Source organism: Aminobacterium colombiense DSM 12261, assembly GCF_000025885.1.
Classification (GTDB): domain Bacteria; phylum Synergistota; class Synergistia; order Synergistales; family Aminobacteriaceae; genus Aminobacterium; species Aminobacterium colombiense.
Genome location: NC_014011.1, coordinates 113,081 through 133,474, shown reverse-complemented (window position 1 = coordinate 133,474; position 20,394 = coordinate 113,081). Strand labels below are relative to the sequence as shown.

17 protein-coding genes and 1 CRISPR repeat array (1 of these 18 running past the window's edge) are annotated in these 20,394 nt (G+C 43.6%); of the genes, 9 read left to right on the top strand and 8 right to left on the bottom strand.

Annotated elements, in window-relative coordinates:
• Positions 1–89 precede the first annotated feature (89 nt).
• The 8 genes from AMICO_RS00655 to AMICO_RS00620 form a co-directional block, all read right to left on the bottom strand.
• Positions 90–1,418, bottom strand: a complete 1,329-nt coding sequence (locus AMICO_RS00655; protein ID WP_013047550.1) for an NAD(P)-dependent malic enzyme — start codon at positions 1,416–1,418, stop codon at positions 90–92.
• 53 nt (positions 1,419–1,471) lie between these two features.
• Positions 1,472–2,869 carry a class II fumarate hydratase gene (fumC, locus tag AMICO_RS00650; protein ID WP_013047549.1) on the bottom strand — a complete coding sequence of 466 codons (1,398 nt, stop codon included), beginning with the start codon at positions 2,867–2,869 and terminating at the stop codon, positions 1,472–1,474.
• Between the two features lie 48 nt (positions 2,870–2,917).
• A complete protein-coding gene (locus AMICO_RS00645) occupies positions 2,918–3,505 on the bottom strand; it encodes a FumA C-terminus/TtdB family hydratase beta subunit (RefSeq protein ID WP_013047548.1) in 588 nt (195 codons plus the stop codon).
• Positions 3,506–3,520: 15 nt separating this feature from the next.
• Positions 3,521–4,411, bottom strand: a complete 891-nt coding sequence (locus AMICO_RS00640; RefSeq protein WP_013047547.1) for a fumarate hydratase — start codon at positions 4,409–4,411, stop codon at positions 3,521–3,523.
• A 90-nt stretch (positions 4,412–4,501) separates the two neighbouring features.
• Positions 4,502–5,785 (bottom strand): TRAP transporter large permease, encoded by a 1,284-nt coding sequence (locus AMICO_RS00635; RefSeq protein ID WP_013047546.1) that lies wholly within the window; start codon positions 5,783–5,785, stop codon positions 4,502–4,504.
• Complete coding sequence (locus tag AMICO_RS00630; RefSeq protein WP_013047545.1) at positions 5,779–6,324, bottom strand: TRAP transporter small permease; 546 nt, start codon at positions 6,322–6,324, stop codon at positions 5,779–5,781. The genes AMICO_RS00635 and AMICO_RS00630 overlap by 7 nt, the downstream gene beginning before the upstream one ends.
• A gap of 100 nt (positions 6,325–6,424) precedes the next feature.
• The gene (locus AMICO_RS00625) at positions 6,425–7,429 is read right to left on the bottom strand and encodes a TRAP transporter substrate-binding protein (protein ID WP_013047544.1); all 1,005 of its coding nucleotides are present in this window, start codon (positions 7,427–7,429) and stop codon (positions 6,425–6,427) included.
• Between the two features lie 320 nt (positions 7,430–7,749).
• On the bottom strand, positions 7,750–8,448 hold the full coding sequence (locus AMICO_RS00620) for a FadR/GntR family transcriptional regulator (protein ID WP_169302785.1): 699 nt from the start codon (positions 8,446–8,448) through the stop codon (positions 7,750–7,752).
• Positions 8,449–8,844: 396 nt separating this feature from the next.
• Here AMICO_RS00620 and AMICO_RS09745 point away from each other — a divergent pair, with 396 nt between their 5' ends.
• The 9 genes from AMICO_RS09745 to cas2 all read left to right on the top strand — a co-directional run bounded on the left by AMICO_RS09745 (position 8,845) and on the right by cas2 (position 18,260).
• Positions 8,845–9,159 carry a patatin-like phospholipase family protein gene (locus AMICO_RS09745; protein ID WP_052292777.1) on the top strand — a complete coding sequence of 105 codons (315 nt, stop codon included), beginning with the start codon at positions 8,845–8,847 and terminating at the stop codon, positions 9,157–9,159.
• A gap of 2 nt (positions 9,160–9,161) precedes the next feature.
• Complete coding sequence (locus tag AMICO_RS10125) at positions 9,162–9,350, top strand: patatin-like phospholipase family protein (protein ID WP_052292776.1); 189 nt, start codon at positions 9,162–9,164, stop codon at positions 9,348–9,350.
• Positions 9,351–9,914: 564 nt separating this feature from the next.
• On the top strand, positions 9,915–10,562 hold the full coding sequence (gene cas6, locus AMICO_RS00610; protein WP_013047542.1) for a type I-MYXAN CRISPR-associated protein Cas6/Cmx6: 648 nt from the start codon (positions 9,915–9,917) through the stop codon (positions 10,560–10,562).
• Between the two features lie 4 nt (positions 10,563–10,566).
• The gene (locus tag AMICO_RS00605) at positions 10,567–12,849 is read left to right on the top strand and encodes a CRISPR-associated helicase/endonuclease Cas3 (RefSeq protein WP_013047541.1); all 2,283 of its coding nucleotides are present in this window, start codon (positions 10,567–10,569) and stop codon (positions 12,847–12,849) included.
• 29 nt (positions 12,850–12,878) lie between these two features.
• Positions 12,879–14,681, top strand: a complete 1,803-nt coding sequence (gene cmx8, locus AMICO_RS00600) for a type I-MYXAN CRISPR-associated protein Cmx8 (protein ID WP_013047540.1) — start codon at positions 12,879–12,881, stop codon at positions 14,679–14,681.
• 25 nt (positions 14,682–14,706) lie between these two features.
• Complete coding sequence (locus AMICO_RS00595; RefSeq protein ID WP_013047539.1) at positions 14,707–15,627, top strand: hypothetical protein; 921 nt, start codon at positions 14,707–14,709, stop codon at positions 15,625–15,627.
• Between the two features lie 5 nt (positions 15,628–15,632).
• A complete protein-coding gene (locus AMICO_RS00590; protein WP_013047538.1) occupies positions 15,633–16,313 on the top strand; it encodes a CRISPR-associated protein Cas5 in 681 nt (226 codons plus the stop codon).
• Complete coding sequence (locus AMICO_RS00585; RefSeq protein WP_013047537.1) at positions 16,310–17,959, top strand: type I-MYXAN CRISPR-associated endonuclease Cas4/Cas1; 1,650 nt, start codon at positions 16,310–16,312, stop codon at positions 17,957–17,959. The genes AMICO_RS00590 and AMICO_RS00585 overlap by 4 nt, the downstream gene beginning before the upstream one ends.
• A 16-nt stretch (positions 17,960–17,975) precedes the next feature.
• Positions 17,976–18,260, top strand: a complete 285-nt coding sequence (gene cas2 / locus AMICO_RS00580; RefSeq protein ID WP_013047536.1) for a CRISPR-associated endonuclease Cas2 — start codon at positions 17,976–17,978, stop codon at positions 18,258–18,260.
• A gap of 255 nt (positions 18,261–18,515) precedes the next feature.
• A CRISPR array of direct repeats spans positions 18,516–20,394; the repeat unit is 36 nt; unit sequence GTGATATAACCTCTGATGCCGTAAGGCGTTGAGCAC; it runs 581 nt beyond the window's last position.

Sequence of the window (20,394 nt, the reverse complement as noted above, 5' to 3'; positions counted from 1 at the left end):
TCTCTCCCGCTTTTTTACATAATACTAAGACAACAGAAGTCGGTGGCAAATTTCTTTGCCACTGACTCCTGTATCGATCTTAGTTTATTTTAGGGCATCTTTATGAAATTATTTTCGGTGAGGCACTTTGTCATGTTCTGGGCGTACTGAATCTTTTCAGTAGCCATCTTCAGCAGTTCTTCTCTAGAGAAGACCTTTCTGGCTATTCCCTGCTCAATTGCCTTCAACGCCACTGCTGTAGCGACTTCCGGGTAAACCCAGGCTTCATCCATTGTGGGGATCAGATACTCTTCTGAGAGTCCTTTTTTCTCTGCACATTTTGAGAGAGTCTGAGCTGCGGCAATACACATTTCATCTGTTATCGTTCTCGCCTGGACATCTAGCGTCCCTCGGAATATGCCGGGGAATCCAAGGGAGTTGTTTACCTGGTTGGGGAAGTCAGATCTTCCCGTGGCGACTATTCTAGCACCCGCTTCTTTGGCTTCCCAAGGCCAAATCTCGGGGATCGGGTTTGCGCATGCGAAAAGAATGGCATCCTTGGCCATGCGGGAAACCCATTCTTTCTTAACTACGCCGGGACCCGGTTTAGTGTAGCAATAAACCGCATCTGCACCTTCGAATAGCACCTCGGGGCCGCCCTCTATCCCTTCGGGATTTGTGATCTGGGCAAGATGCCACTTCGCGTCGAACTCTCCCTTGAGCTCTGTCCTTCCCTTATGAAGGGTTCCCTTGCTATCTGACATTATGATATTTTCAGGCTTTACTCCAGCACTAATTAATATTCTCGCTGTGGCAACACTTGCTGCCCCTGCTCCAAAGAAACGGACTTTCGCTTCCTCTATCTTTTTCCCTACAATCTTCAACGCGCTATATAGACCAGCGAGGTTTACCGCCGCTGTTCCCTGCTGGTCATCATGCCACACAGGAATTTTACAATCTTTGCGAAGCTCGTCTAAAATGTAAAAGCACTTGGGCTGAGCAATGTCTTCGAGATTAATACCGCCAAAACTTGGAGCTATAAGCCTAACTGCTTCAATGATCTTGTCAGGGTCTTTAGTATCAAGACAAATTGCCACAGCATCTACTCCGCCAAGATACTTAAAGAGAAGAGCCTTACCTTCCATGACAGGCATTCCTGCTTCAGGACCTATATCGCCAAGACCAAGAACTCTTGTGCCGTCACTAACAACAGCAACAGTGTTTGCCCGGTTAGTAAATTCATAAGACAAATCAATGTCTTCTTTAATCGCCTTACAAGGCGCCGCAACGCCTGGAGTGTACCAAATCGCAAAATCGTCAACATTCCTGATGCAGCATTTTAGTGATGTCTGCATCTTTCCCTTATAGAAGGGGTGAAGCTTCATGGCATCTTCTGCTGGTTTCTTCGCTTTTTTGAGAAGATCTTCTTTGCTGAGCATAATTTTGGCCTCCTTAATGTCTTCCACGTCAAAAATTCGAATAGGTGCTTCTTTTACTCTTTTACCTTTACTGTTTTAGGCGCACACATGGCCTTGAGGTCCATATATTTATCGAACTCTTCCTCGGAAAGATACCCTAGTGCCAAAGCTGCTTCTTTTAAAGTAGAACCGTCTTTATGGGCCTTTTTAGCGATCTCTGCCGATTTGTCATAGCCGATGTAAGGGTTGAGAGCCGTGACATTCATGAGAGAGTTGGTTACGAAATGGCTGATCCTTTCCTCATCTGCCTCAAGTCCAGACGCACAATGATCATTAAAAGATCTCATGCAATCGGCAAGAAGGCGGGAGGACTGCAAGAAGTTAAGGATAAGAACGGGCATATAGACATTAAGTTCAAAGTTCCCCTGGCTAGCTGCAAATCCTACAGTGACATCATTGCCCATTACCTGGGCAACCACCATGGAAACTGCTTCACACTGGGTAGGATTGACTTTTCCCGGCATTATAGAGCTTCCCGGCTCGTTTTCTGGAATTAAAAGCTCCCCAATGCTGCATCGTGGTCCGGCAGCAAGCCACCTAATGTCATTCACTATCTTTAAAAGATCTGCTGCCAATGCTTTCAAAGCTCCATGAGCAAAGACAAGCTCATCCTTGCTAGTAAGTGAATGGAATTTATTGGGTGCTGTCTTGAAATTCTTTCCTGTAAGGGCACTTATCTGGGCTGCGACCTCTACATCAAAGCCAACGGCAGCATTCAGACCTGTACCCACAGCCGTACCACCAAGAGCCAGATCCTTAAGGAAAGATACGCCGGAGAGAATCATTTCTTCACTTCTTTCAAGCATCCTCACCCAGCCGCTAATTTCCTGCCCCAACGTCAAGGGTGTTGCATCCTGAAGATGGGTTCTGCCTGTCTTAACGATATCCATATATTGGACAGATTTTTCATGTAGTGTATCTTTCAATTGTTTTAAAGAAGGAAGAAGATCATTTTCCAAAGTTAAAACAGCTGTTATATGCATAGCTGTGGGGAAAGTATCGTTTGAGCTTTGAGACTTATTCACATGGTTGTTTGGGTGAACCTTATGTTCGGGATCATTCAGTATCTGGTTCGCTCTATTCGCAAGAACTTCGTTCACGTTCATATTAGACTGCGTTCCACTTCCAGTCTGCCATACTGCAAGGCCAAAGTTACCTTCCAGTTTGCCTTCCAGAACTTCATCTGCTGCCTTGGCGATAGCCTTAGCTCTCACATCATCAAGAACACCAAGCTTGTTATTGGCAAGTGCAGCAGCCTTTTTGAGGATCGCAAAGGCTTCGATAACTTCTTTAGGCATTTTCTCTATGCCTATTTTGAAATTATCAATGCTCCGTTGAGATTGAGCCCCATATAATTTATCTACCGGAACTTTTACTTCACCCATCGAATCTTTCTCGATTCTATATTCCATAAGACTGCCTCCTTAGAACATTTTTACCTATATAAAAAAACACCAGGCTTAACCGTATAGTTCTTTGTTTCTCGTTTCTGCTTTTTCCCTCAGTTCCTTATAGACACTTGTGCCATGGGAGTCCATTCCAACAACAAGAGGACCAAATTTGTGTGCGTCTAGTACCCATAAGGCCTCAGGAACCCCTAGCTCAAGCCAATGCACTTCTTTAATTTTAGATATTCCCTCGGCAAGTACCACAGCACAGCCGGGAGCGGCCTGAAGATACACCTGTCCTGTTTCAGCAAACTGCCTCAAACTGTCTTCAGCTAACCCCCCCTTGCCAATAATGGCCCTGACCCCCAGATCGGCAACCATCTTATAGTAGGGTTCCATACGGATGCTGGTGGTAGGACCGATAACTACCAATTCGTACGTCCCGTCTTCTTTCTTATTAACGACTGGTCCTGCATGAAAAATGGCTGAACCATTAAAGTCTACTGGCAGCTTTTCGTTCTTTTCCAGAAGCTGCTTTATATTGATGTGTCCCATATCTCTGGAGGTGAAGATGGGGCCCTTAAGGTAAACTACGTCCCCCGCCTTTAACTCTCGTACTTCTTCTTCTTTAAGCGGTACAGTCAATAATTTCTCTGCCATTTCACATAGCCCCCCTTATAAAAGAATTTCTTTTCTGCCATCAGGGTAAAGCCTTACATGGGTGCGCCGCGCTGCCCAGCAATGAAAAGAGATAGCCGCGGGGGCTATGGCTGTGTGGGTAGATACGGCTGCTATCTTTACCGCGAGAAGGGTCGTATCTCCACCTGTGCCTGCGGCACCTAAACCAAGGCTGTTTATGTTCTCAAGAAGTTCTTTTTCAAGGGCGGCATACCGGGGGTCCGGGTGAACATCGTTCCACCTGCGAGTACTTACCGCTTTTCTGGCAAGTTTGCAAGCAACGTCCATCTGACCACCCAGACCTATGCCTATGGCACCTGGAGGGCAGGGTTTGCCTCCTCCTTTAATTACTGTGTCAAGAACCCACCTCTTCAAACCAGCGAAGTCTTTATCTTTTTCTAGCTGAGCAACAGTGAAGATCTTCATAGCGTTGGCCAACTCTGCCCCACATCCCTTAAAACTCAAAAGCATATCGAGATACTCTTGGTCTGGACAATAGTCGAATTCAAAGTTTGGTACCCCAACACCAGAGTTATCCCCCGGGTTTTCTCGTGTGAGTGTATCAACCATACTCGGCCGAAGAAGATGATTCTTGGTTCCCTCAACAAGAGCATTTGCCCAAATTTTTTTAATATCCTCTCTCGGAGAAGATTTGTCTCCAAAACTTACGTATATGGTGGGAAATCCTGGAGACTGGCATAAAGGCTTTACTTTCTCCCCCGCCATTTTCGCGTCGTCAAGCATGGCCTGCATCATGCTTTTGGCCGTATCATTTGTTTCTCTCTCCAGAGCGGCTTGCATCATTTCTTTAACATCCGATGAAATAGATGTAGTAGAACGATAAATCATATCGTAAACATCTTGATAAAGATTTGGATACCGTACCAAATTAACCCCCTCCTTGTAATAATTCGAGCCCTCGTAAGGGCAAATGACTGTGCGATATTTTCTTCATATATACAAACAGCCACGCCACTATCAATCTAAAAGGTAATGCGGAAGGAAGGTGATGATTCCCGGCACAAGCAGCAATATGACTATTGCTATAAATGAAACTACTAAAAAGGGAACCAATGCCCTGTTTGTCTCATCAAACGACGCACCAGCTATTCTAGACGCAACATACGAAGTTACTGCCACTGGTGGGGTATACATACCTATAGAAAGGTTCGCCACCATCAAGCCGCCGAAGTAGACTGGGTCTATTCCATACTGTCGCACTGTGGGAAGAAAAAGGGGCACCAAAAGCATTATTGCAGCTGAGCCATTCATAAGCATTCCAGCCACAACCAGGATCACCTGGGATACTATAAGGAACATGATAGGAGTTTTTATAATAGAGGTAGCTGCTATCGTCAGCTGCTGAGGAATCCCCTCCCTCGTAATGACGTAACCAAAAGCAGCCACGGTACCAAGCACAAATAAAATCGCTCCAGAAGTAACACCACTTCGGAGAAGTATCGAAGGGAGGTTTTTCAGCTTTATGGTTCGGTTCACAACCATTCCAACAAACAGGCTATAGAAAACTGTTACAGCGGCTGCCTCCGTCGGAGTAAAAATCCCTGAATATATCCCACCCAAAATTATCACTGGAGCAATAAGCGCCCATACTCCCTTCCTTAAAGCAACAAGAAATTGAGATAAGGAAAATGGAGACACACTGCCATATTGCGCTCTTCTGCCAACGTGTATCTCATAAACCATGAAAAGAACGCCAAATAGAATGCCAGGGCCAATCCCAGACATGAGCATCTTTGCTATTGAGGCCCCTGAGGCAGCACCATAAACTACCATAAGGATACTCGGAGGAATAAGAGAGCCCAACGGCGACGAAGCCGCAATCACCGCACTTGTGTACGCCCTCGGGTAACCTTCTTCTGCCATTGGCTCAGCTACTATTGATCCAATAGCGGAAGCTGTGGCAGGTCCTGATCCAGACACAGCACCGAAAAGCATGGATCCCAGCGTAGTTGTCAACGCTAGGTTTCCACGCACCCAGCCAAACATGCTTTTTGCCAGATCTACTAATGCTTTAGAAATTGCACCGTCAAGCATGAGATCCCCTGATAGGACAAACAATGGAATAGCTATGAGTTCAAAAGAGTTGCATCCAGCAAAAAGTCTCTGAGCAACCAAAAAGAGAAAAGAAGCCTGGCCTTTGAGCAAAAAATAGCCAACCGCGGTAAGCCCAAGAGAAACAGCTATCGGAGCACCAACGGCGATGCTTATAGCCAAAATTGCTAGCAACCACGCCGTTAACATTTGCAGTCCCCCGCTTCCTTGTCGTTATGTTTAACGATAACGCGATGTATATGTTCTGCAGTAAATATCAGCATCAAGATCGCGCTCACAGGAACTATTACTTGTATGTAAAGCATTGGTATATCCATACTGTCCGCCAAAACGTTAATTCCACTAGTTTTGACCCAATATAGGCCCTGGTAGCCCAGGACTCCAAAGAAAATCAAGCAGAATATATCACTTGCCAACATGAGAATACGCCGAAAACTACCTTTAACTGCATTCTGAACAATTTCTACATTTAAATGGGCGCCCTTACGGACCCCGCTGACAGCACCCAATAATGAAGCCCATACAAACAGGTACCGACCCATTTCCTCAGTCCATGCGGCTGGAATGTGAAGAATAAACCTGTTGATCACCTGAAAAAAGACTATAAATGCAAGGCTTGCCATTAGGAGGGGAACCAGAAAACGATCCAATACTGCCTCAATACCATCACATAGGTACGTAATAGCAGATCTCGTAGAACTCGCCCCCATTGTTGCTTTCTTTGTCATTTTGCATCACCCCTACATTAATCTATTCGCCAACACTGCCACTATGAGGAGCGGGTGGCCCCATACAAAGTTTGACCACCCGCTCTGAGCAATAATCTAGTTACTTGACTTCTGCAATTTCATCCATTAGGGGCTTGTGCTGCTCGAATTTATTGTAGTAGCCTGCATCTTCTAATGCCTTTTTCCATTCTGCTGCGTCGCCTGCGTTAAACTTCACGCCTAGCTTGGTGAGTTCAGGTATAAACGTTTCGTGCATATTACTTCTGTAGTAGTTCCACTGCCAGTCCGCTGCTTCGACAGCACATTCCAAAATAGCTTCCTGAATATCCTTGGGTAAGCCATCGTAAACCTTCTTGCTCATTAAAAGCGGTTCAAGGTAGACAAAAAGTGTTACATCGTTCATATTCTTTGCAACTTCGTAATGTTTATCAAATAGAACGTTGGCCACACATTGAACTTCAGCGTCTACAGTGTTAAGTTGAAGGGCCGTATAGACCTCCCCATACGGCATTGGGCTCACTACGCAGCCAAGCGCTTTTCCGAATTCAATCATTGTGGGGGCTTGCTGGGTTCTCAGCTTGATACCCTTCATGTCTGCTGGGCTGCCGATTTCCATTGTTGATGTTACATGCTTAGGGCCATTGAGGAGGAAGGAGGGCACCATAATGCCTTTTGCCTCGAACCAGCTGCCCATCTTTTTACCAAAGTCTCCGAACATTGTTTTATGGGCATGATCCAAGTCTCTAAAAACAAAGGGAAGCTGTACCACCTCAGCTCGAGGGTCATATCTTTCTAAAACAGCACCTGACACCAATGAAAACTCCAAAGCGCCCATGGCCACTGCCTCCGCAGTATCCTTCTGCGTACCAAGCTGACCACTTGGATAGATATCTATCTTGACACGTCCTCCAGTTTTCTCCTGCAACAACTCGTTAAATTTAGTAGCTCCCATCCAATAGGGGTGCCTCTCCGGCATCTCGATGGCAAGCTTAAAAACATACGTATCAGAACTAGCAAAAGCGCTTCCCATTCCAAGAGTGCCAACCAGTCCGAAAATCAGGCCCATTACGACAAACAAAGCAAGTCCTCGTAGAAACCTTTTCATATGTTAAACCTCCTCCTTTTGGCCATATCAGCCACCTGCATAAATTATTAAGACTTCTTCCAACAGGCAATAATAACGACCCATCAATTTATCACCCTTGACATCTCGCTTATTGCTTCTTGTTGATTAACATCCCCCCCTCGAATACAGCTCGTTGGTTCGAACTAACTTCCCGAACAGCTAGCACACCACGTGATAAGGGTGAACTATCGATGTATATTGCATGGAAACGCAATAATGCGAACTTTTAAAACCTGCCCTAGACCTTTTGCTTTTAATGTTGCACAATAGGTTCTTAAAAATGATCATGAAATACTTTGTCATTTCTCTTGATAGGGCAAAATAAATGTCACTTGGTCAAGGTGACTCCTCATTAGCTCTTCTGCTAATTTGCGGTCCTTTTCTTGAATCGCCTTGAAAATCTCTTTATGGTCTTTGACTATGCCAATTGGATCACTATGAATTCTCTTTGAATATTTACGGCTGCGTTGTTGAAGATCGTGAAAAAAAAGATAAACCAAAGACAGGATTCTATTCTTAGCCGCTTCGACAATTGCCATGTGGAAACGAAGAGATAGTACTTGAAGCTTTTCCACTTCTTTATATTCCTTCTCCATCTGTTCAACCAACTCTTCCAACCTCTTTAAATCATCTTTGTCCCTTCTTTGAGATGCCAAACCTGCTGCTTCTACTTCAAGAATCAGTCTTATCTCTTTTAGCTGATTAACTGTTTCAATTTCATCCCCGCTGTCAGAAATTATTTCAATAATTTCCGTAATGGGAATGCCTCCAAGCCCTTTGATCAAGGTTCTTCTCCCATGCTGCCTTTCAACCACACCAAGAACTTGGAGCTTGTTAAGCGCTTCCCTAAGGGGAATTCGGCTCACTCCAAGTGTCTTTGCTAAATCTCTCTCAGAAGGTAAAAATTGGCCCGCCTTTAGCGACCCATCTTTTATGAGGTCTTTTAACTTTTCTAAAATTTGCTCTTGCAACGTACGAGTTTTTATTTCCTCAAACATAGAAAGCGACATGGCGTCTTTACCTCTCTACTATTAGGAATAGGAATTCAAGTGGGAAGTTAAGTGGGAAGTTTGAAAAATGTTTTATTTGTTTGGTACATGGTATACCACATACCATGATTTGTCAATTGTCACGGGTAACCCTTCTGTAGATGGTCCAGAGTTTCGTTCCGTTTACTTAGGTAAAGTGAAAGAGATATTGAAAAAGGCGGGCACCTCTCCTTTATACTGGTGTTGCTCACACAACCAAAATAAAGGAAACAGGAGGTAACCCGCCATGACATCATGATAGCAACGCTTGTGGCAATCTGGGAATCCCGCGGCCGCGCTGGAAATCGTAACAGACCTCATGGAGAAAGAAAAAAATAGGACTAGCCCTTGGGGGAGGCGCCGTTCTTGGCACTGCTCATAACAGACAATCTCGGAGATGTTACCTTTGACGAAGCCTGTATTCCCCTCGCGATGATAGCAACGGATATTACAAGCGGTGAAAAAGTGGCGCTTAAAAATGGAAATGTGGCAGCTGCCGTAATGGCAAGCTCGTGCATCCCAGGTATTTTTATTCCTGTGGAGATAGACAATCGGCTCCTCGTCGACGGCGAACTTGTTGAAAATGTCCCCATAACACCCCTTAAGGATATGGGAGCTAACTTCATCATCAGCGTTGATCTCTTTGGCAAATTAAAGCAAAAAAACCAGAGAATATCATAGAAGTGCTATTCAAATCCTTCCACATCGCACTGGAAACCGCTACAAAACTGCAAACAGAGGAAAGCGATATTCTTATCAGGCCAGACCTTTCCCCTTTCAACACATTCGATATCAGCAAAGCTGAGAATATAATCGAAATAGGGTATATGGAAGCAAAAAGAATGTTGGGGGAAAATAAAATTGTGGGTTAGTTAAAGAAACTAAAACAAAGGATGAAATCTCGCTTTTTGTTACTATGAAAGTCCTGACCAACAAGTTTCTCTAAGAAACAATGTCAACCCGAAAAGACCTAAGAGCGGGAAAAGAATTATGCCCATGAAAATCCCGATCCAAACTAGGCTATCTTACAATATCGAAAACCTCATCACACGATCTTTCAAATCTTTAGATTATCGACAAGACTCAAGCCCAACCAATATCAATATAATTGCCCGCAAATAAGCAACTTATTTTTGCGACATCCGTTAAAAATTTCGCTATAAACTAATAATTTTTGCTCAGAAATTATTATATGGTATATTTAATTTAGAAATTCAAGATGAACCTTTTTTAAGCAGTTTCTGATGAAAAAATGATAACAATACCTTTGCCTGCTGTTCTTCGCTAACATTCGTTGGGTAAAGATTTTATATATTACAAGAAGCATTCCTTAATTTGCGAACTCGTTTCTTTAAAAAAACAACAAAAAGACGGGCCAACAATTCTGAAATTGCAGATACTTTTGTTGCTAAAAAATAATGAAGGAGTTGAGTCAATTGGTCGATTTGGAGTTTCAACTCCATGGCAAAACCATTGATGCGGACCATGGTTATCAACTGTACAGCGCTATTACAGATATACTCCCCTCCATTCATCATGCTGAACACAGAAGAAATATCTCCATTCATCCAATAAACGGAGCACCATGCGGTGAAAGGAAAATCGCATTAAACAACAAAAGTCGTCTTACACTTCGCATTCCCGTTGACAAAGTTCCCGATTTTCTTTTTCTTTGCGGAAAATTTTTGAGAATTGGTACTCATAATGTTACTGTCGGAATTCCCGTTTCGAGAAAGCTCGTTCCTTATCCTATTTTAGGAAGCAGGCTCGTTACCATTAAAGGCTTTACTGAACCAGACCAATTTCTGGATGCAGTTCAAAGACAACTTGATACCCTTAATATTTTGGGAACTCCGCACCTTTTATTACGATCCCATCTTAAATCTATAGAAGGAAAGACAGATAACAGAATATCATCTCCTTTCATCAAACGAACTCTGTGCATTAAAGATAAAAATATTGTCGGCTTTCCCCTTCTCGTAAGTAAATTAACAGCTGAAGAATCACTTCGCCTTCAAAGAACTGGTTTGGGAGGGCGACGAATGATGGGATGCGGTGTTTTTATTCCACAGAGACGTGAATAATACCATGACAATCTTGGCAAAAAAGGGTATTGCGGTAGGCAACGTCACAATTCAAAAAACCCTTTTAGAACACACACAAGACGTACTTAATGCTTCATTTTCTCTTTTTGGGAAAGAACATGAACCTAAACACCTTGGAGAAAAATGGTTGTCCTTTTTTAAAATCCATGAAACGGAGTTCTTCAATTTCTCTCAAAACCTGAAAGCAGCGATTGTTTTTCACGATATAGGGAAATCAAACGATCAATTTCAAAAGGCTCTCCAAGGAAACGCACCACAATCCCTTCGGCATGAATTTCTTGGTGGTTGGATTCTCAGCCAAGAGCTTTGCAGAAAGTTTATCGAATCTCAAGGAATTGATTTTCATATCATTCGGGCATCCGTCATGGGACACCACCTCAAATTGAAAAAAGGGATTCTTAATTCTTCAGATTATGACAATCCGCTCATCAAGATTTTAGCTAACGGGGTACAAGATATTCTTGATCTTTTCTCCTCTGAATTCAACTCTAAGGAATCGTGCCTCCTCAACCATGCCATCCCACAACGAATAAACATAAAAGAAGAAAAAATCGCTTTAGACTTCGATTCCATTGAAAAAGAACTTCGCCGTTCTTTCCCCGCCCAAGAGCCACAAAAACTACGCTTATTACGAGCTGTCAGAACAGCTCTTATTCTCGCTGATGCGGCAGGTTCCGGACTTGCCAGAGAGATGAATCAATCAGTAGATGTCCCTATGACAAGATGGATAGATAATGCCTTCGACAAAAATAATCTTCTATCAAAAGAGAAAATTGAGTACGATGTTATCGCTCCTCGATGCACTCAGATCGAGACAACAGGAGAAAAAAAGCCTTTTTTATTCTCAGAATTTCAACTAGCCTCAAGCACTCTGCCTGACCGAACCTGTCTTCTTGCCCCTTGCGGGAGCGGAAAAACTCTAGCTGCATGGAAATGGGGCAGTGGTGTCGCTTCACGCCATCCTATCAGCCGCTTCATCTTTCTCTACCCCACCCGAGCTACTGCCACCGAAGGGTTCCGGGATTACGTCTCATGGGCCCCAGAAACAGACGGAACTCTTTTACACGGTACTTCTAACTACGAACTCCAAGGAATGTTCGATAATCCCGACCCTCGGTCAGAAAAAGAATTTCTTACTAACGACCGTCTTTTTGCAGTAGGTTTATGGCAGAAAAGACTCTTTAGCGCTACTGTAGATCAATTTCTTGGTTTCATGCGCCATGATTATCGATCATCGTGTCTCTTGCCACTTCTCGCTGACAGTGCTGTAGTGTTTGACGAAATTCACAGCTTTGACCAAACTCTTTTTTCTGCTTTACTCGGTTTTCTTCGCGAATTTAATGTTCCCGCCTTATGCATGACAGCTAGTCTCCCCATCAATAGATTAGATCAGCTTCGTGAAGCCGGATTAAAAATCTTCCCGGAATCCATAGCGAGCTTCCCCGACCTGAAGGAAAAAGCTTCTGCGATGCGATATCGAGTTAAACAATGCAAGAAGGAAGAAGCTCTAGAAGAAGCGCTAAAAGCTTATAAAAATGGAGAAAAGGTACTCTGGGTTGTCAACACAGTCAAACGATGCCAAGAAATCGCAATGGAATTACAAGAGAGTTTCGCAGAAAATCTACTTTGCTATCATAGTAGATTTCGTCTCAAAGACCGGCAAAAGTGGCATAAAAAACTTATCGAAAAATTTCGAGATCCAGAACCGATGATCGCCATTACTACACAAGTCTGTGAAATGAGTCTCGATTTAAGTGCTTCACTGCTCATTTCTGAGTTTGCTCCTGTAACGTCTCTCATACAGCGCATGGGAAGATGCAACAGATATCTTGAAATATGCGAAGGAGGACGAATCCTTCTCTACCCTCCTGCAAAAAATCTTCCTTACTCCAAAGAGGATATAGAAATTGCTGAAGCCTTTGTACGAAACATCAACAATAAAACTATAAATCAGGAGGACTTACAATCTCTTTTAGAAGAATTCTCTCCTCAAAACAGGGAAATGGAAAAGCTGCTTCCATTCCTCAACTCCGACGCTTTTGCCTTCACTTTCGGAGGAGGAATACGAGATGGAGATGTCTACACTGTCTCCGCAATCCTAGAGAGCAACATCAACAATTATTGGAACCTTCGCAAACAATTTCAACCTATTGATGGACTGATTCTCCCTGCTCCACAAAACTGTGTAGAGAGAGGGAATGGCCTCCCCTCATACCTTTACATCGCAAAGGGACGATATGTAGAAAGTTTGGGACTATTAGTCTAACAAAAAATAAGAAAGGAGGGGAGCTTATAGTGAAAACAAAAAATGCAAAAGAAAAAAACGAAACAATTCTGGAACTGGAATACAGTCTTGATAACCTTCCATCAGCGCAACATAAAACAGGACTTGCAGGGTTAGTTCTTTTACTTGAAACCATGGAAGAAAGAGAAATGGCACCATTACCAGAATACAAGGAGAACATTGATGGAACCTGGACATTTCAATTCACACGTAAAAGTTTCCAAGCTGTTTTCGATGAACTATACGATGGAGAAAATATCATCGTCGAAAGTCCATCAAAATGGTCTGGAGCATCCCCTATAGAAATTCGGGAAAAGGAGGTAGAAAAGAACGGAAAAAAAAAGACAGAAAGAGTATTCGTTTACGAAATCACAGTTCCTAAAGGCTCATTTTTCAAAGGACTTTTTTCCGAAGGACCGGAAGGGAAAAAGCGGCTTGAACTCTGGCGAGATGCACTTTGGTCAACCTACAAGGGAAAACCTGCTTCCAGAGGAGTTTATTCTGAGCGAGTTCAAAACAACCCCTGTTCCTTTGTGGAGAAGTTATGGAGTTCTCTTATTCGAAAAAAAGGAGGAATTGAAGATCTTGCAGGCTCTCTTTTGCTCGGTGCTGAAGGCTTCAATGCAGAAGGTATCCCTTTCAAAGGGCTGCTACATGAAAATGTCCTTCTACACTTTACTCCCATAGCATGCGCTCTTTTCGTTGTTCGAAATTTCATGGTAAAGAAGGGGAATAGAGATAATAAGGGCACTTATTCTGTTGAATGGGATGAAAATGGGTATGTTTTTGTCATGCCGGAAATAACAAAAATTAAACCCTATCTAGGAGAACTCAGAAAATGGTTTCAAAATGATCCTGAAAAAGAAACGAAATCATTTCGCCCCTCATCATCAATCATTGATTTGCCAGAGGAAAGTGGTTTGGAATTCCTTTCCGCTATCTCTGGACGTCGCCTGGAAACAGAAGGTGTATTCGATAGAGTAGAAGGCGTTGAATATTACCACATGACAAAAAAAGGCAATTCTGTAAAACTCCTTTCATCATCTCGAATCCCCGTTAGTGTCCCCATATTGAATGAATATAACAGCATTGTCTCTGCGGGAGGAAGAAAAAAACCCCTGAATTTCTTATATAAAACACTACGGATAAGAAATCTATTAAACGGTACTCATTGGCATGTTGGAATGGAGGGTATCCTTGAAACATACCCCTCTGAGTTTTTCATATGGTCTCGAGAAGGTAGTCCTCGAAACATCCCCTTTTTCGGACTGGATATAAACAAAAAATTTAAAGAAATAGCCCAAAAACTATATTACATCGAACAGGAGGCGAAAGAAATGGAAGAAAATGGTGTAAATTCTAACTTAATAGACCATACGGAACGATTAGCGGCAAAAGTCCGAAACATCGTACGTAATTTCGTCATCTCAGAGTTGAAAAGTCGTCCGAAAATAAAGATCCCCGGCGGGAAAACTCATCTTGAGCAAACAAAAGAAGATAGTTTTCTTGCTTATCCCGAAGATTATTTAGCGGAACTCAAAAAAATATGCACAGGAGCTTTTCTTGCTCTTCGGGGACGCAGCGGTACAGATATTGCAGAGTTTTTCACAGGGACACTATGCGCAATTCCTCAATTTCTCAAAAATGACTTTAAAAACGAAGGAAAGGACGACTATCTTCTTATGGCCAAAAGCTTGGTAGACCCCAAAGAACGGGAAAAAATAAAACTTTTTGCCATGCTTGCTCTTTCTGCATGTTCATATGTTTATTATCCAAAAGAAAGGCAATCTCAGCCTGAAATAGAAACAGAATAATACTTCCATGAAGGAGGAAGGTTCAATGAATTTATTTGCAACTGTGTTAACAAACGCTGCTCCCAGTGCAAACTATCGTGGAGAATCAGCTGAAAATCGTGCTATTCTCCAAAAAATCACCAAAGGACGTCTACAGTATGCCATAGTGTCTCCCGAATCAATGAGAAATGCTATTCGCGAAGGCTTGCGTAGTATGGGACTTCCGTGCAACCGAAGTAGGTTACATGATGAAGAGCAACTTGCTGTCAAATTTGAGGACTATCCCGATGCAAACGTTTATGCCGACGACTTTTTCATGGGATGGCTTATTGCCGCTGGCAAAAAGGACCGGGAAAAGATTAAAAAAGAAATCAAAGAAAAAGGACGTGACGTAACACTTTTTACCTTTAAACGCGACTCCGTTTTGCGCATGAACCTGGCAGTAGCTCTCGAACCATATAGGCATGACACTGTTTTTACTCAGTCTCCTCAGCATTTAGAAAGTCCTTGGAAAAATGCGGACTCATCGCAACTTCTTCACAGAGAAACAATATTTACCTCTTTTCAGTACCCCTTTGCACTCAACCTTGAGGATTGCAAAGAAAAAGCAGAGTGGACAAAGACTCTTCTCTCTGTCATAGGACAACTCGGTGGAGTCGCAGGAAATCACGCACGTAGCCTTTTCGATATGGCTCCATCAAGTATCATTATTCGCATGACACACAAGCTTGCTGCAGGATACGATACTTATGGATTCAAAACAGAAGAAAACGGAACACACACATTCCCTGAAATAATGGAAGGCATTCTCCATGACAATCTACCTGGTTCTGAGTTTCTCATCGGGGGTAAAATTGTCTGCGATATGAATGAAATTAAACAAAACGCCCTATTGGAGAAAGGAACAACTCTAAATCGCAATGCGGGGAAAATTTTAGAGATGGCGGGCAACCGCGCGTTCGGATAAAAGCCATGATTCGTCTTCGTGTAACGGCTCCCTTCGCAACCTTTCGCCATTTTGCGACAGGCAGCTTTCGCCCTACCATAGACTTTATCACTCCTTCAGCAGCATTCGGACTGCTGCTGAACATTGCTGGCGTGGAGATGCGTGGAGGAGAAGGAAAGAACGGTACTACCCTCATACAAAAAGGCCTTCCCCCGATAAAACTGGCAATCGGCGCAATTAAATTCCCCGAGCAACAGGAAATTTTGCAACAACTCCACAACTACCCCGTGGGAACAACGAGAAAAGAATGGAAGCCTTTCACAAAAGGAAGCAAATACAACATTCTCCCCGTAACGAGAGCTTTTCTTTCGGGCATTGATGCCATCATCGCCATAGATTCTCCTGATTTTGAAGAAAAACTGCGAAACAGCCTTGAGGGAAAAACTCAAAGAAAATACGGACTTCCTTTTTTAGGCGACAATTCATTTATTCTAGATCGAATTGAAGAAACAACACCTTCTCTTCCTGCATACTGGTATTGCTGTTTAGAAGAACCATTGATCGAATTAGATAAACAACGTATTAATAGGTTTACCATCACAATTGACAGGGAAGACATGTCGAAAACTCGGACAGCTCTTTTCGCTCCGACAAAAGAAAGAATCAGTGAAATACCTTCAGGAGCATGGGTGGAGGTGATTTATTGACTATAACGTCAGAAAATGAAGCTCTCCTGCGCATAAGCTCTCTTCATGCTCTGCTTTATTGCGAACGTCTTTTTTACTTAGAGGAAGTAGAGGAAATTCGCATAGCAGATGCAAGTGTCTATGCGGGAAGAACTCTCCACGAGGAACTGGCCAAGGAAGAAGGGGAGGAATTCCGCTCCTTCTTCCTTTCTAGCGAAACTCTTGGACTTACAGGAAAGGCTGATGCTATCAGGCACAGGAACGGAAATTGGGTACCCTATGAACATAAAAAGGGGAAACCCGTGCTGAGAAAAGGCGAGGAACCTCAAGCCTGGGAAACTGACATCGTTCAGGTTACAGCATATGCCCTCCTTCTTGAAGAATATTTTGGACGAGAGCTTCAAGAAGCAAGAATTCGATATCATGGGACAAACACAACCATCACCATTAAGCTCTCAAATGAAAACAGGGAAAAGGTTTATAATGCGATTCAGAGAGCGCAAACTCTTCGCCAAAGAACAGAACGTCCTCCTATCTCTGATTCCCCGCGCAAATGCCTTCGCTGCTCCTTAGCACCTGTTTGCCTCCCTGAAGAAGAAAGATTCTCTCGAACTCCAGAATGGGAACCTATACGCCTCTTCCCTCAAGAAATAGAAGGGGCAGCACTCCATGTAACTGGCCACAGCACTCGCATCGGGAGAAGTGGCGAGAGTTTTAAGCTGGAAGAAAGTGATACTCCACCACAAAAAATACCTTCTGGAAACCTTCATTCCATAACCATTCACGGGAATGCCCAGGTTACCACACAAGCACTCCGTCTTTGCTCCGACAAAGGAATCCATCTTCACTGGTACACCGGAGGCGGAACACACCTTGGTAGTTTTGTCCCCGGTCCTGGTCCTGTTCAAAGGAGAATCAGGCAATATCAAGCCCTTATCAATCCAGGGCAGTGCCTCAAGCTCGCCCGACGCACTGTTTTGGCTAAAGTCGAAAGTCAACTCCGTTTTCTCCTCCGATCAACCCGAGGCAAAGAACGAGACTCCGAAATGGAAAAGGGCCTTAACGAAATGCGCTCGTTACTAAAAGCAATCCCTGCTGCGGAAGGTGTTGACATACTGCGTGGCATAGAAGGAAATGCTGCCCACCTGTACTTTTCTTTAATACCCAAAATACTGAGCAAAGACGTTCCTCCCGAAATGATCCCTTCCGGAAGAACTAGACGTCCCCCAAAAGATCGATTCAATGCCATTCTGAGCTTTGGGTACTCTATGCTCTACCGTGCAATCATACAAAGTATAATTGTAGTAGGACTTGAGCCAGCTTTCGGTTTTCTCCACTCTCCTCGCTCAAGTGCCCACCCATTGGCCATGGATATCATCGAACTATTCAGAGTCCCGGTCTGGGACATTACAACCATAGCATCCATAAATCGCAAACAATGGAATCCAGAAAGCGATTTTTCAGCAACAAAAGAAAAAGTTTGGCTCTCAAACGAAGGGCGAAAAAAAGCTTTAATTCTCTTTGAACGTCGTATTCAGGAAAAGTGGAAACATCCTGTACTAGAATACTCCCTTTCATGGCAAAGAGCTATGGAACTTGAAGTCCGTCTCTTGGAAAAGGAATGGACTGATGCTCCAGGCCTTTACGCTCGCTCCAGAATTCGATAACCAGGGGGAAGGGCTGATGAAAAAATGGTTTATTATTTCTTACGACATCCGAAATGAAAAACGGCTTCGCAAGGTTGCGAAACTTATGGAAGGCTATGGTCAACGCATTCAATACAGCGTATTTCGTCTTCATCTCAACGAAAGAGGGCTAGAACATCTTCGATGGAAACTTAGTAAATGTACAACAGCAGAAGATGGCCTCCTCATAACAGAGCTTTGTGAAAAATGCATTTCTCGACTAAGGATGCGAAATGGAGAAAATGCTTGGCCTGATGAACCCGAAAAATGGATTGTACTATAAAATGATTCAAGCACCTTCTTTTGAAATTATTTTTTTAAAGGTGCACTTCCTTCAATCCCTTATAAGAACTAGAAAAGGACAACTTATAAAAGTCTAAAAGTGCATGAGAAATACTATAACCTACTAATTCTAAGGGGTGACATCGGATACCTTAGGTAAAAAAACCAGAGAGAACTAAATTATAAAGCTATTCAGCTTCCATCATGAAAGGAGAAGAAACAAACGCTTGCAGGAACGGTGATTCCAATAGACGGAGTGATATAACCTCTGATGCCGTAAGGCGTTGAGCACATCAGCCAGCAGGCGAAAGGGCTTACTGGGGAACTATGTGATATAACCTCTGATGCCGTAAGGCGTTGAGCACCGTACGGGGACTTGAGATCTGAAATCCTCAGCTATGTGATATAACCTCTGATGCCGTAAGGCGTTGAGCACTGCCTTTTGCAAAGTTTGCTCCACAGCCTCTGACAATGTGATATAACCTCTGATGCCGTAAGGCGTTGAGCACTAGATGGCCCCCCCTGTATCTACTCGCTCCCCCAGGTGATATAACCTCTGATGCCGTAAGGCGTTGAGCACTTGAAGGGCAAATTGGACTTGAAGAAACACCTGAAAGTGATATAACCTCTGATGCCGTAAGGCGTTGAGCACACCTAGGCAGCGATGAGCCCTTTGTAGACAGCTTCGGTGATATAACCTCTGATGCCGTAAGGCGTTGAGCACAAAATACTCTGGTGTTCTGGGAAATTGCCTACCACGTGATATAACCTCTGATGCCGTAAGGCGTTGAGCACAAAGCGCAATTCCTGAAATATGTGCTTGTGGGCGTGTGATATAACCTCTGATGCCGTAAGGCGTTGAGCACTCTATCAACGAAGTCCGTGCGCTTGAGAATCTGAAGTGATATAACCTCTGATGCCGTAAGGCGTTGAGCACGAGGGTGATTTTATGAAAAAAATACCGGTTTACTTGTGATATAACCTCTGATGCCGTAAGGCGTTGAGCACACACAGGGTGTAGTGGATCTTTTCTCTCAAATGAGGTGATATAACCTCTGATGCCGTAAGGCGTTGAGCACGTGCAGTTGAAGATAGAAGCGAACTTTTGTAAATGTGATATAACCTCTGATGCCGTAAGGCGTTGAGCACCAGGGACCCCAAGGAAGGGAATATAGAAACATATTTGTGATATAACCTCTGATGCCGTAAGGCGTTGAGCACAACTTTTTAAGGGTTGCGATGTCAGCCTTGATGGAGTGATATAACCTCTGATGCCGTAAGGCGTTGAGCACAAAAAGTCAATGGTTTTATTCATAAATATGAGTGAGATGTGATATAACCTCTGATGCCGTAAGGCGTTGAGCACAATAAAGCAAATATGCCTCATGCCTGTTTTCTTCGTGATATAACCTCTGATGCCGTAAGGCGTTGAGCACCAGGTGGAAAAGTAAAAGACGTAGATGTTAATTACGTGATATAACCTCTGATGCCGTAAGGCGTTGAGCACTACTGCAATACACCAAAATCACGAGTTTTATCGGCAGGTGATATAACCTCTGATGCCGTAAGGCGTTGAGCACTCTTTTGCCTGATTTACCGTGAGGTTGTCCACGCGTTGTGATATAACCTCTGATGCCGTAAGGCGTTGAGCACTTGGAGTTTACAAAAAGGGCAGTCTCTCTTTATCTGGTGATATAACCTCTGATGCCGTAAGGCGTTGAGCACCTTTTTCCCGCGGCTTCGCCTGCCTGCATTCCATGTGATATAACCTCTGATGCCGTAAGGCGTTGAGCACACGTGGAACAAATGGAGTAATGTCGCCACCTATAGAGTGATATAACCTCTGATGCCGTAAGGCGTTGAGCACAAGCTCATTATGTTATTTTCTACGCTAATAATTTTGTGATATAACCTCTGATGCCGTAAGGCGTTGAGCACCAGTGGTGGGGGAATTGGTTGGAATCACTAACAGGTGATATAACCTCTGATGCCGTAAGGCGTTGAGCACAGCTGACCACTATCAACCGCAACTCTTCCCAAACAGTGATATAACCTCTGATGCCGTAAGGCGTTGAGCACAGTCCAGCAGCCTTAAGAGCGGCAAGGAGAGTATGTGATATAACCTCTGATGCCGT

Coding starts and splice junctions, on each gene's coding strand:
- AMICO_RS00655 (WP_013047550.1), bottom strand. CDS start 1,418: ATGCTCAGCAAAGAAGATCTTCTCAAAAAAGCGAAGAAACCAGCAGAA.
- fumC (WP_013047549.1), bottom strand. CDS start 2,869: ATGGAATATAGAATCGAGAAAGATTCGATGGGTGAAGTAAAAGTTCCG.
- AMICO_RS00645 (WP_013047548.1), bottom strand. CDS start 3,505: ATGGCAGAGAAATTATTGACTGTACCGCTTAAAGAAGAAGAAGTACGA.
- AMICO_RS00635 (WP_013047546.1), bottom strand. CDS start 5,785: ATGTTAACGGCGTGGTTGCTAGCAATTTTGGCTATAAGCATCGCCGTT.
- AMICO_RS00630 (WP_013047545.1), bottom strand. CDS start 6,324: ATGACAAAGAAAGCAACAATGGGGGCGAGTTCTACGAGATCTGCTATT.
- AMICO_RS00625 (WP_013047544.1), bottom strand. CDS start 7,429: ATGAAAAGGTTTCTACGAGGACTTGCTTTGTTTGTCGTAATGGGCCTG.
- AMICO_RS00620 (WP_169302785.1), bottom strand. CDS start 8,448: ATGTTTGAGGAAATAAAAACTCGTACGTTGCAAGAGCAAATTTTAGAA.
- AMICO_RS00605 (WP_013047541.1), top strand. CDS start 10,567: ATGACAATCTTGGCAAAAAAGGGTATTGCGGTAGGCAACGTCACAATT.
- AMICO_RS00595 (WP_013047539.1), top strand. CDS start 14,707: ATGAATTTATTTGCAACTGTGTTAACAAACGCTGCTCCCAGTGCAAAC.
- AMICO_RS00590 (WP_013047538.1), top strand. CDS start 15,633: ATGATTCGTCTTCGTGTAACGGCTCCCTTCGCAACCTTTCGCCATTTT.
- cas2 (WP_013047536.1), top strand. CDS start 17,976: ATGAAAAAATGGTTTATTATTTCTTACGACATCCGAAATGAAAAACGG.